The 13,231-nt window shown below is 46.6% G+C and carries 8 protein-coding genes; all 8 read left to right on the top strand.

Annotation, left to right across the window (positions count from 1 at the left end; all coding sequences use genetic code 11):
- Positions 1-16 precede the first annotated feature (16 nt).
- The 8 genes from T3H97_RS19165 (at position 17) to T3H97_RS19130 (ending at position 13,093) form a co-directional block, all read left to right on the top strand.
- A complete protein-coding gene (locus T3H97_RS19165; RefSeq protein WP_103049347.1) occupies positions 17-2,095 on the top strand; it encodes a BglG family transcription antiterminator in 2,079 nt (692 codons plus the stop codon).
- On the top strand, positions 2,092-2,526 hold the full coding sequence (locus T3H97_RS19160) for a PTS mannitol transporter subunit IIA (protein ID WP_103049348.1): 435 nt from the start codon (positions 2,092-2,094) through the stop codon (positions 2,524-2,526). The genes T3H97_RS19165 and T3H97_RS19160 overlap by 4 nt, the downstream gene beginning before the upstream one ends.
- Positions 2,523-3,668: a mannitol-1-phosphate 5-dehydrogenase gene (locus T3H97_RS19155; protein WP_103049349.1), complete on the top strand. Its 1,146-nt coding sequence runs from the start codon at positions 2,523-2,525 to the stop codon at positions 3,666-3,668. Before T3H97_RS19160 ends, T3H97_RS19155 begins: the two co-directional genes overlap by 4 nt.
- 214 nt (positions 3,669-3,882) lie before the next feature.
- Complete coding sequence (locus T3H97_RS19150) at positions 3,883-6,048, top strand: DUF454 family protein (protein WP_328800589.1); 2,166 nt, start codon at positions 3,883-3,885, stop codon at positions 6,046-6,048.
- Positions 6,041-7,696: an amino acid ABC transporter ATP-binding/permease protein gene (locus T3H97_RS19145; RefSeq protein WP_328800588.1), complete on the top strand. Its 1,656-nt coding sequence runs from the start codon at positions 6,041-6,043 to the stop codon at positions 7,694-7,696. The genes T3H97_RS19150 and T3H97_RS19145 overlap by 8 nt, the downstream gene beginning before the upstream one ends.
- A 255-nt stretch (positions 7,697-7,951) precedes the next feature.
- Positions 7,952-10,486, top strand: a complete 2,535-nt coding sequence (pulA, locus tag T3H97_RS19140) for a type I pullulanase (RefSeq protein WP_328800587.1) — start codon at positions 7,952-7,954, stop codon at positions 10,484-10,486.
- A gap of 231 nt (positions 10,487-10,717) precedes the next feature.
- Entirely contained in the window at positions 10,718-11,359 is a 642-nt protein-coding gene (locus T3H97_RS19135) for a 50S ribosomal protein L25 (protein ID WP_250239997.1), read from the top strand.
- A 237-nt stretch (positions 11,360-11,596) separates the two neighbouring features.
- Positions 11,597-13,093 carry a methyl-accepting chemotaxis protein gene (locus tag T3H97_RS19130; protein WP_328800586.1) on the top strand — a complete coding sequence of 499 codons (1,497 nt, stop codon included), beginning with the start codon at positions 11,597-11,599 and terminating at the stop codon, positions 13,091-13,093.
- Positions 13,094-13,231: the final 138 nt, after the last annotated feature.

The following is a 13,231-nucleotide window of genomic DNA, read 5'->3' as shown; positions in this document are numbered from 1 at the left end:
GGAACGGTATGCGCTTATGAATATTACGAAACGACAACGTGACATCGTGGAATATCTTCTGGAGCAGTCCAAAGAGGTTACAGCCGGGGAAATTGCCACGAAGATCAATGTCAGCACAAGGACGGTTCATCGGGAACTGGGCGCAGTCGAGCATTGGCTGGCAGTTCATGAGGTGAAGCTGGAGAAAAAGTCAGGAATCGGTATCTGTATAGATGCTGACCCAGCTCAGCTTGTATGCCTGCGGAAGCAATTGCTGGATACGAAGTCAGATGAATATTCGGCTGAGGAGAGAAAGATCGTGATTCTCTGCATGCTGCTGGATACACGGGAGCCGATCAAGCTGCTGGCGCTGGCTTCAGATCTGAAAGTCACGGTAACTACGGTCAGTCATGATCTGGACGATTTGCAAGGCTGGATTGGGGAACGGGGACTCGTGCTTGTGCGCAGACGAGGGTACGGCGTCGAGATGACGGGGCGCGAGACAGACAAAAGACGGGCGATTTCCGAACTAGCACTTGAATATTTGGATGAATCCGATCTGTTTTCAGCCGGAGAAGAGCATCGTCCTGTAACCCGTGTCGCTGACAAGCTGCTGGAGATGATCGGCAGAGAGAACCTGCTGATCGTGGAAAATGCCCTCTGGCGGCCCCATGAAAAATGGTTGGAAAACATGGTGGAAAGCAAGTATATGGAGTTGCTGATTCAAATTTGCGTTTCGCTGGCACGTCTACGACTCGGGTACGTTGTGGCTCATCGTCTCTCATATTCGAAAACAGATTCGGATGAGAATATCATGCTGCGCACAGCTATGGTAGAACGCATATGCGCAGAATTGTCAGCGGCGCTGGATATTGACTTTCCGGACCCGGAACGATCTTATTTCAGGCTGCTGTTCCGTGATGCCGAGGATCATTCTACCCGGCTGCTGCCGCTGGATGATCTTGTACTGCTGGAGTCGGTTCATGAGTTGATTCGTCGTGTGGAGGAAGAAACAGGCACGCCATTGGAAGAGGACCGTGTTCTGCGTGAAGGACTGATTGCCCATATGGCTCCGGTATTCAAACGTTTGAAGGAAGGCAAGTCGATTCGTAATCCCCTCCTTCAGCAAATCCGCAAGGATTACAGCAGCTTATTCGACTCAGTGAAAAAGGCTGCGGCGGACATGACAGAAATGAAAGTCCCTGATGAAGAGATCGGATTTCTGGTCATGCATTTCGGCGCTTCGCTGGAGCGGCTGCGACAATTGCGGCGGGAGGTGCGGGCCATCGTAGTCTGCACGAGCGGCATTGGTTCATCCAGACTTCTGGCAACAAGGCTCGCCAAAGAGCTACCACAGATCAAAATTGTGGATAGGGCCTCATGGTACGAGGCGGCGCGGATCCCCAAGGAGGATTATGATCTGATCATTTCGACAGTAGAGCTACCGCTTGAACCAGATCGCTATCTTAAGATAAGCCCGCTGCTGACGCAGGAGGAGAGTGATCGCCTGCGTCAATTCATCCAGCATATTACACTCCATCATCCCGATGACCATCAGCAGGAACAGGTCGTTCAGCCCGGTCAGGACATGGAGTGGCTTACCGGCCTGCGGAAAATTCTCGATGAAATTGTACACATTGTACAGCAATTTCAAGTGTATCCGCTGGAAAATCAGGGGATGGATATGGCGGCGATCGTAGAGGCTATATGCATGTTGGAGGCGGGGCGGGGGAATGTTACAGAGCCTTCTGCGGTTGCTGCACAACTCATGGAAAGAGAGCGCCAAGGTAGTCAGGTAATTTCTGATACCTCCATTGCTTTAGTTCATACGCGTAGCCACTATATTCGCAAGCCTTCGCTTACCTTGTATAAGCTGGCAGAGCCGCTGTTGGCGGATACAGGTGAACAGGTAGAATGCGTGCTGCTCATGTTGGGACCTCGTGAGCTGCCGAGAGAGAGCTTGGAGGTATTGAGCGAGATTAGCGCATTACTCTTGCAGGAAGACATGGTTACGCTACTGGAACACGGTAGCAGGGATCATATTGTCAATTATATATCGAGTGAGCTGGCTGAATTTTTCCACAGTAAATTAGGGACAGGGAGGAACCTACCGTGAGTATTATGACGATAGACAAAGTAAAAATGAACGCAATCGCCAAAGACAAATATGAGGCGATTCGCATGGCTGGACAAATCCTGCTGGATGCAGGACATATTTCAAGTGAGTATATTGACAAGATGCTGGAACGCGAGGAGATCGTGTCTACCTACATCGGGAACGGGCTGGCTATTCCACATGGCACCAAGGAATCCAAGACGCTTATTCAATCGACAGGCATTTCCATCGTTCAGTTTCCGCAAGGCGTAGATTTTGGGGAAGAGAAAGCATACATGGTGATCGGCATTGCAGCACAAGGCGGCGATCATATGGAGATTTTGACGAGTATCGCTGTGGTGTGTGCGGAGGAAGAAAATATGGATAAACTTCGCAATGCGGTGACCCCACAGGAAATTATAGATCTGTTCGAAAGTGAGCTGGAGCTATGAGAGCCGTCCACTTTGGAGCAGGAAATATCGGTCGCGGCTTTATCGGATTGATTCTGTCGCGTGCAGGCTATGAGGTTGTTTTTTCAGATGTCAACGACACCCTTGTATCCGAGTTACGCCGTCGTAAACAATACACCGTAGAATTAGCCAATGATACAAAGGATACGGAGCTGGTCACGAATGTGACGGCAATTGACGGCAAGGATGCAGCGGCTGTAGCCGATGCGGTAGACCACGCAGATCTGGTAACGACCGCGGTAGGTGTCAGCATCCTCAAGCACATAGCAGCAGGTATTGCGGAGGGAATCAAGCGGCGGGTAGAGCGAGGAGCAAGGCCGCTGCATGTGATTGCCTGTGAAAATGCAATCGGAGGCAGCGCCCAACTGAAAGAGCATGTTTTTGCGCTATTGGATGAGGCGACCCGTGCTAAGGCAGAGGCTTCGGTGTATTTTCCAAATGCTGCTGTAGACCGGATTGTGCCGATCCAACACCACGAGGACCCGTTACATGTGCAGGTAGAGCCTTTTTACGAGTGGGTGGTGGATCGTTCGCAAATGGCACCTGAGCATGAAGAAATCGAAGGCATCCTGTACGTGCAGGATCTAGAGCCTTACATTGAACGAAAGCTGTTCACGGTGAATACGGGGCATTGCGTGGCAGCCTATCTTGGTTATACCGCAGGTTATGCTACCATTCAGGAGGCTATGAAGGATAGCAAGGTGGTGGATTCGATACAAGGGTCACTGGAGGAAACAGGAGCGGTGCTTGTGAAGCGCTTCGGTTTGGATCAAGGGGAGCATAAGAAATACATCTCTAAAATTTTGGATCGCTTCCGCAATCCTAATCTAACAGACGATGTTACTCGGGTCGGACGTTCACCGTTGCGCAAGCTGTCCCCCAATGATCGTCTTGTACGTCCCGCGCTCCAAGCACAGGAGTATGGCATCCCTACGGATCATCTGGCGTTAGGAATGGCTGCTGCCTGTAAATTTGATATTACGGAAGACCCCGAGGCAGTCGAGCTTCAGCAGGCGATTCGTAGCGAAGGACTGGGTGCGGCGCTGACGCGTTATACTTCCATAACCGCAGACCACCCGTTACATCGGCAGATATTGGAGCAATATGATATTATAAATTCATAAAACAACGAATTATCAATATTATCTTTCGATAATCCTCTTGAAGGCAAAGCATCCACATCAACACTAACGTGTTCTGTAGGGATGTGCATCAAGAGGATTTTTATATGCGTGATTTACATCACATAACAACCTGCTTAAATTGTTTATATTGATAATGATTATCATTATCTATAAAATGAAATCATTACTATTATAACTATTAGGGAGGATTATAGTGAAACCGATCTATATTACCTTAGGGTTTTTATTTTTGGCGCTTGGAGTTATTGGTGTAGTGCTACCGTTGCTACCGACTACACCGTTTCTGCTGCTAGCGACCTTTTTCTTTATGCGGGGGTCCGAAAGGATTCACCAGTGGTTTTCGAACACCTCTCTGTACCAAAAGCATCTAGAGAGTTTTGTCCAAACAAGGTCATTGAAGCTGTCTACGAAAATCACGTCATTGGGCTTAGCGTCAACGATGCTGATTACAGGCTTTATTTTCACCCCTAATGTGTGGGGCAAAACGCTCATCGTCTTGGTCATCCTTTTTAAATATTATTACTTTATATTCCGCATCGGAACAGTGAGAAACGCTGCAGTAGAAATAACGCCTTCATCTTCACCTGAACCTTTACCTACACCTACTCCCAAAAAAAGGTCTAAAATGGTCGACAGCCGTCTGCTCGGTCTAGTGGAACATTCTCGGAAATATATCGTCTTGGGTGTGCTTGTGCAGTGGATCGGTCTTTTGGGGAGTATAGCCGCTGTGTTGTCTATGGCTTTTGTTATGCAGCAAGCATGGGAAGGACAAGTGACTCGCAAGCTGATTCTATCTATGACGGTCATTGTTATTGCTGCTATTGCAATTCGCTGCCTGAGCAATTATGCAGCCAGTATGTTATCCTATCGTGCTTCGGTGAATGCTAAAAAAACGCTGCGCTCACAAATTTACGGCAAGTTGCTGAAGATGGGACCCGCATATACAGATCATACCTCCACCTCGGGGGTTATTCAGGTTGCTGTAGAAGGAGTAGAGCAGCTTGAAACCTATTTCGGTAGATATATGCCTCAACTATTTTACAGTCTGCTTGCCCCCGTAACGTTGTTCATCACCCTCTCTTTTGTCAGCTTCAAAGCAGCCATTATACTATTGATCTGCGTTCCCTTAATTCCAGTGTCGATCATTGTCATTATGAGGATGGCTAAAAAGCTGTTTCGGAAATATTGGGGCAGTTACGTCAATCTGGGCCACAGCTTTTTGGAGAATGTACAAGGTCTGACTACGCTCAAAATGTACGGAACAGACCAGGATAAACATCAGGAAATGAACACAGCAGCTGAGGATTTTCGCAAAATGACAATGAAAGTGCTGACTATGCAGCTTAACTCCGTGGCCATTATGGATCTTATCGCATTTGGTGGTGCCGCTGCGGGTGTACTGGTCGCGGTAAGCGAATATTCTTCAGGCCATATTGGCTTGGCAGGAGCAATCATCATTGTTTTGCTGTCGGCAGAATTTTTCATTCCTCTGCGTTTATTGGGTTCTTACTTCCATATCGCCATGAACGGAATGGCAGCAAGCGACAAAATATTTCAAATGTTGAGTACTGAGGATCTTATACAAGGACAAGAAAGCATAGAAAACACAGATATTCGACTGGAGCAAGTGAGTTTCGCCTACGACGAGAGAGATACCTTACGAAATATATCCATGGATATTCCCCAGGGCAGATTGGTTTCAATTGTTGGGGAATCAGGTTCTGGTAAAAGTACGGTAGCCGGATTGATCGTTGGGCATCACGAGGGGTATCGAGGAAGTCTGACGATTGGAGGAACCGAGCTCACCGATATTTCGGAAGAAAGCCGCATGCGTCACATGACCTGGATCGGTTTTAACAGCTATATTTTTAAAGGCACAGTGGAAGCAAATTTAAAAATGGGCAATGAGCACGCGGATGAGCAGCAAATGCTGGAAGCTTTGCGACAAGTGAAGCTGTATGATTTTATTCTCTCAGAAGGAGGACTGAAAGCAGAACTGGAGGAGCAGGGGGCAAATCTGTCAGGAGGACAGCGCCAACGGCTAGCACTAGCCAGAGCATTGCTGCATGATAGTCGTGTGTACATTTTTGACGAGGCCACCTCTAACATTGACAGTGAAAGTGAGGAAGGCATTATGGAGGTAATACATGCGCTTGCAGGTCAAAAAACAGTGATTCTTATCTCTCACAGACTGGAAAATGTAGTTCAATCCGACTGTATCTATGTGCTGCAAAACGGATTGGTGGCAGAATCCGGAACGCATTATGAACTGTTGAGCCAGCAAGGACACTATGCGGAGATGTATCTCAGTCAATACCGGGTAGAGCAGTTTGTAAAAGGAGGGGCTGTATATGCGTAGACACGGATTACAGATCATGGGCCAATTATTGGTATTGGCGGGTCCTCTTTTACCTGTACTGCTCATCACGATTGTTACAGGAGTGCTTGGTTTTGTTTGTGCTATTGGCATTATAGTGTATGGAGCCCTTGCTCTGCTTATAGCAACGGGCATTACGACAGGCTACACCATGTTGTTTTTGCTGACGTCGATCGTGGTTTGTGCCGTACTGCGCGGCGTATTCCGTTATGGCGAGCAAATGAGTGGTCATTATCTCGCTTTCAAGCTGCTGGCTGTACTGCGTGATAAGGTGCTTCAAGCCCTGCGAAGACTCGCTCCAGCCAAATTGGAAGGCAAGGACAAGGGGAATCTGATATCACTCATTACGAGTGATATTGAGCTGCTGGAAGTATTTTATGCGCATACGATAGCGCCTGTTATGATCGGCATCATCACTTCACTGCTCATGGTATTTTTTATCGGTTCTTATGAGCCTCTATTAGGCTGGCTCGCTGCGCTTGCTTACCTAACTGTCGGTTTATTTATTCCCTTACTCACGTCACGTATGGGCAAACGTCAGGGGATGGAATACCGAAGCAGCTTTGGCAAGCTGAGCAGTTATTTTTTGGACAGCTTACGGGGTATGAAGGAAATTGTGCAATATGGGCAAGGAGAACAACGTTTGAATGAGATTAATCGTCGTACGGATCAATTGGATGCCAAGCAAAAGGACTTGAAGCATCATGAAGGCATCACAAGAGCCATCACAGATGCGGCTGTAGTTGGATTCTCATTCTTGATGCTACTGGCTGGATTGTACGGTATGTCTAAGGGTCAGGTTGACTTTACAGGTATGCTAATTTCTGTCATTGCCCTGTTTAGTTCATTTGGTCCGGTCGTTGCACTGAGCAACTTGTCCAACAATTTGCTTCAAACGCTGGCGAGCGGGGAACGAGTGTTGAGTCTATTGGAGGAAACCCCGGAGGTAGAGGAAAATATCGAAGGGATGAGTGTCGCCTTTACTGGGGCACGAGTAGACAAGGTGACTTTTGCATACGATGGTCAAACGGTACTGAATGATGTAAGTCTCACGATACCGCATAAGCGGATTTTAGGTATTCAGGGTAAAAGCGGCTCTGGCAAGTCTACACTGCTAAAGTTGCTGATGCGATTTAGGGACCCGCAGCAAGGTGAAATTTTGCTATCCGGACACGATTTGAAGGAAATTGGGACCCGACATTTGAGAGGCTTACAGAGCTATGTAGACCAGCATACGTTCCTGTTTGATGATTCAATTGCAGCTAATATCAAAATCGGAAAGCCTGATGCTACACATGAGCAGGTGGTGGAAGCAGCACGTAAGGCATCCGTGCACGATTTTATTATGACCTTGCCTCAAGGGTATGACAGCCGAGTTGGAGAATTGGGGGACAGGCTGTCCGGTGGAGAACGCCAACGCTTGGGGCTGGCCAGAGCCTTTGTCCATAATGCTCCTCTCTTACTGCTCGACGAGCCTACCAGCAATTTGGACAGCCTGAACGAGGCGATTATTTTAAAATCGTTAAAGGAACAACAGCAAGATAAAACGATTGTCCTTGTTTCTCACCGGAGTTCTACCATGCGGATTGCAGACGATATTTTTGAAATGGATAACCGCAGATTGTCCTGACATTTCTAATTATTGTTATACCTTGAGGGCAAAAGCTGTAGCCTGTTCATAGTTTTGTCATAAAATGGAGTGTGCGTTGAAATGGAAGCGTCATCCTTATTTAAATCATCCAGCTTTTCAAGCTTGTCTTATTTTGATAGCCTATTAGGTGAAGATTTTACAAAATCCTGAGGTATATTGACAAGTCATAAACATCATAAATGATGGATGAACAGAGGCTGTAAGCCGATGTATAGAAATGGGTGGTGAACAGGAATGTCAGATTTCAATCAGCTCAATGAGCTTGAGCACACAACATATCCTATATATGAAGGCTATGATTTGGGTCTTACTTATACGCCTGCGGGCAGCAAGTTCAAGGTATGGGCACCGACTGCGCAGCAGGTCCATATAGCGTTGTATAACGATGCGGGGGTGTACGATCAGGAAGGGAACGTTCAGGAGCACAGCGGTGGTCAGGAATTTCCTATGAGTCGTGATGATCAAGGTGTATGGTCTATAGAGCTGGAAGGCGACTGGAACAAATATTATTACATGTACAGGCTGGAGTGGGAGGACAACACCATTCATTATGCTGTCGATCCATATGCCACAGGGGTGTCAGCCAACGGGCAGCGTACAGCGATCATTGATTTGGCTCAAACCAACCCGGACGGATGGGAATTAGATGCGGGGCCTACACTTAAGCGGCCGACGGATGCCATTCTCTATGAGCTTCATGTACGTGATTTTTCGATGGATACCCATTTTAATACGGGGGAAAAAGACTTATCTGCTGCTCAGGGACGGTTTGAGGCCTTTACGTATACGGGATTGAAGGATACTGAGGGGAACAGCATCGGGCTGGATCATCTGCTGGAGCTGGGCATTACACATGTTCATTTGCTTCCAGTGGCTGATTTTCATACGGTGAATGACTTGGGAGAATTAGAAACTGAATATAACTGGGGCTATGATCCGCAGCACTATAATGTGCCAGAGGGGTCTTATTCCTCCAATCCGGCTGATCCGGAGACACGTATACGCGAGCTGAAGCTGCTGGTACAGTCTTTGCACACTGCCGGTATCGGTGTCATTATGGACGTTGTATACAACCATACGTATTCGGTGGAAAAGGGGCCATTTGAGCCTGTTGTACCTGGATATTATTACCGCACGGATGAGCAAGGGCAGCTCACCAATGGATCAGGTGTAGGTAATGAGGTGGCAACCGAACGTCCGATGGTGCGCAAGTATATCAAGGATTCACTACGCTATTGGGCAGAGGAATATCATATAGACGGCTTTCGATTTGATCTGATGGGTCTGATTGATACACCAACCGTGGTGCAGCTTACGCAAGAACTTCGCTCTGAAGTGCGTTCCGATCTGCTGATCTATGGTGAGCCTTGGACGGGAGGAGAATCTCCCCAACCCTTGCTTACGCTAAAAGGAACGCAACGGGACAAAGGCTTTGCCGTTTTTAACGACAACTACCGCTCTGCTATTAAGGGAGATAGCGACGGTACTGGGAGCGGGTTTGCCACGGGGGCAGAACATCAGGAGGAACAGGTGCTCAAAGGTGCTTTTGGGGCTATTCATGATTTCACAGCTCAGCCATCGGAGACCGTCAATTATGTAACTGCCCACGATAATCTCAATCTGTGGGATAAAATTTTGACGGTAAGACATTTGCGGGAGCACTGTCGTTTTCCACAATGGGAGCAGGGGAAGCCACAGGATGGGAGGACACCTGAACAAGCTGTTGCCGAAGCAGACCCGTATCGTGAACTGGATGAAAATAACTTGCTAGAGGATGAAAACGTACGCAAGTCCCTGTTGGCTAACGGTATGGTACTCACATCGCAAGGTATCCCTTTTATTCATGCAGGGGATGAACTGCTGCGCTCCAAATATGGAGACCATAATAGCTACCGAAGCTCAGATGTGGTGAATGCCATCCATTGGGATAACAAGGCGAGGTTTCGCCCAGTGTTTGATTACTACCAAGGCTTAATTGCTTTGCGGCGCAACCACCCGGCATTCCGAATGGACCATCGTGAGCTAGTGGAGCAGCATATGGAAGTGCTGCAAAGCAGTGGGCATGTGGTGGCTTTTGCTTTGAGGCATCACGCTAACGGCGATGCCTGGAATCATATTGTGGTGATTTATAACGGCTCGGATGCAGAGCAAACGATAGTATTGCCTGTGGAATCGGATCGTTGGCATGTGGTCGTGGACGCACACGGGGCTGGTAATGAGACACGGTATGAAGTCGTAGGCCATCGTGTAACTGTATCGCGCTGGTCGATGATGGTGTTATATGATCAGGAAGAACCTGCACGAGTCTCCTTTTTGACTGAACAAGATCAGGCTAATCGTCAGGCGGAGAACAAATTGGAAGACTCGGATGAGGGAACAGATCAAGAAATTGCAGGTACAGCCATGGCATTGACAGATGTGCAGCTTGGAAACGATAATGAAGTCGCTCCATTTCGTACGATTGAACTGATCTACGAGCGTACAGATCGGCAATACACTGGCTGGAACGTATGGGTATGGGGAACTGGGCACCGCGACGGACATGTCGAATTTCGTGATTTGGATGACGGTCGTGCAATAGCGCGTATTCAGGTTGCTCCTGATATACAGCGAATTGGCTACATTGTCCGGCTTAATCACTGGGATGCGAAGGATGTTGAGGCAGATCGATATATTGATATAGACCGGAACCAGTCTGTGATGCAGGTATTGATTCATAGTGGCAGAGAAGAATTTTTGTTACTGGTAAATGATAATCGGGCCGGATGACTTGTATGCTTGGTGGCTATATATAACGAAAGTAGCATTTTTCGATCATTTCGAGAAATGCTATTTTTTTATGCAAACGTGTGTCAGTTTCAGAAAAAAGGGGTAAAATAGAATTATGGACTTGTTTAGTTTTGCCAGCTTGCTGGCTTATATCCTGTAGTACAACTGGTAAACAGGCAAGATTCTTGGAGGAAAATCATTTGTAAGGTAACCTGAAGGAGGTTGTATATCATGAGTTCTAATGGAGGAAGTATTCAACTGACCGCCCAGCCGAGAACAGAGAAGAAGGGTTCGGCCATTCGTGGTTTGAGGTTAAAAGGACGGATTCCAGCTGTGGTTTACGGCTCTGAGCTTGAAGGAACCCCTGTACATGTCGATGCCAAGGAATTTAATAAAGTAGTCAAAACTGGACGTTCAGAGGTGTTCAACCTCACTGTAGAGGGTGGAGAAACCATTCCAGTTATTATTAAAGATTATCAACAGCGTGACAACCAATGGCTGCATGCCGATTTTTTGAAAATTTCCAAAAACAAACCGCTTCGCGTGCGTGTTTCTATTGATTATCAGGGTACACCTGTAGGTACAAAAACAGGGGGTATTCTGCAAGTTCAGGAAACAGAAGTTGAAGTCGAAGGTCTTCCGGCTGATTTGCCATCTACCATTGAGGTGGATGTATCCGCACTGGATGTTGGCGACAAGCTGAGCGCTAGCGACTTGAAGCTCCCTAAAGGAGTAATACTGCACGTCCCTGAAGAAGAACTGCTTGCTTCTATTATCGTTCCGCGTGCAGTTGAAGTAGAAAATGCTGCTGTGGAAGGTGATGCAGCGGCAACTGAAGGCGCTGAAGAGGCTTCCGAGAACAAGGAATCCTAATGTTATCAGTTGGTTTATGAATCTTTTTCAATTGCAGAAGATCACCAAAAAGGTATTCAAAATCGCTCCCTGTTAGGGGGCGATTTTTTGCATTCATTTATTTACGATTCCTACTCTTTCCCTTTAAAGTACGATCATCATTCAATACGTGTTCTGATATGACGATATATAAAGTATGGCATTTACATTTTTATTTTATAAATACCTAATATGTATCTAAGGAGCGCGTACACAATCATGGACAGAACGAGTGAATTGTTGTGGCAAAGGAACAAATTGGTGATCATTATTTTTTGGATTATGACCTTGAGTGGCATCGTCCCGGCATTATCTAATCCCTCAATGTGGGTATCTAATGGTGTAGGATTTGTAGTCGCGGCAGTTTTGACGGTCTTGAATATGAAAAAGAAGGGAATTCGCCTTATTCCGTGGATTATTACGTTTTTTAGCGTATTAATATGTGTATTTTTGAACTTATCTAGCATCGAGGTAGTAACCACCATATTAATTTGCTCTTTATTTTTGCTGTATCCATCTTACCGATATTTTCTGGTAGCTATGACCTTAAATCTCTGTAATATATTTGTGCAAATAACAATCGGTACGCCCCCAATTCCCCCAGCTACCGGTTCTTTGCGCTATGTGCATGAGTTTATTATTGTTTTACTTATTGGTTTGCTACTGTTAGTGGTATCGGTGTTAAATCAAAAGCAGTTTAAGAAAAGTGAAGAGCAAAATAAAGATATGGATGCTACAAGGCAACGAATTGAATTTCTGTTTGAGCAAGTTAGACAAGCAGTGGCTGGATTGCATAGCTTTACAGAACGATTCAGGAATCAAGTGGACGCTACGGGCAGCGTGACGAATGAAGTCGCTATTGGGTTTCAGGAGGTTGCCAAAGGGGTAGAAATGCAAGCTTCGAATATCACTGAGGTAACGGATAACTTGGCTCAGTCTGACCAGCACGTGCGCGAGGTTGCCGATCATTCCCGAGAATTGAAGCAGCTCTCCGAAGATACGAAAAGTGCCGGGAGTAGAGGGAGCAGTCAACTGCTAGCATTAACGTCTCAAATTAAGGATTTGGGTCTGGTTATGAGTCGTACCAAAGAAGAATTGGACGAGTTTAAAACACAAAGTGATAATATGTCTGCCATGCTCAAAGATATTACTCAAATCTCGAAACAAACCAATTTGCTGTCCTTGAATGCATCCATTGAGGCCGCCAGAGCGGGAGAGCATGGAAAAGGATTTGCAATCGTGGCTGGCGAAGTGCGTAATTTGGCTGAAATGGTAGGGAATACCTCAGTGGCAATGGAAGGTATTTTGACCCAACTGAGAACTCAGATGGATTCTGTCGTAAGCCAATTTGATATGGGACAGCAAAGATTACAGCAGAGTATGGAATCGGCCCATTCGACCGAAATTGTACTGGAGGATATCCTGGAAAATGCCAATAAAGTGCTGCTGCAAGCCGTGGAGGTGGAAGCCAGTACGAATAGTATGCAGCAATTCTCATCTCAGGTCGTTCAGGAGATGGAGGAGTTTTCAAGCGTTACAGAACAAGCGAGTGCAGCGTCAGAGCAAATTTTGGCTGGAGTAGAGGAGCAACGAAATATAACCTCCAATATGGTGACCGGGTTTAATGAGCTGGAGACGTTGATTATCCAGTTAAAAGAACTGGTACATGATCAGAAGGAGGACAACATTCCTACCGAAATCAGTAAAAGCAAATAACCGAAATGCTTCATTATCGGACTAGAGATCCGGGGATTATCGCTATCAAGCGGTACTCTCCGGTTTTTTACTGCGTTTGAAGAAGGGAGATGAAGAGGGGATTTCTAGAAGCTATAATTAGATGGAAGTTGATGGTAT

Source organism: Paenibacillus sp. LX16, from assembly GCF_036252815.1.
GTDB classification, from domain to species: domain Bacteria; phylum Bacillota; class Bacilli; order Paenibacillales; family Paenibacillaceae; genus Paenibacillus; species Paenibacillus polymyxa_B.
This window is presented reverse-complemented; position numbering and strand designations above follow the sequence as displayed.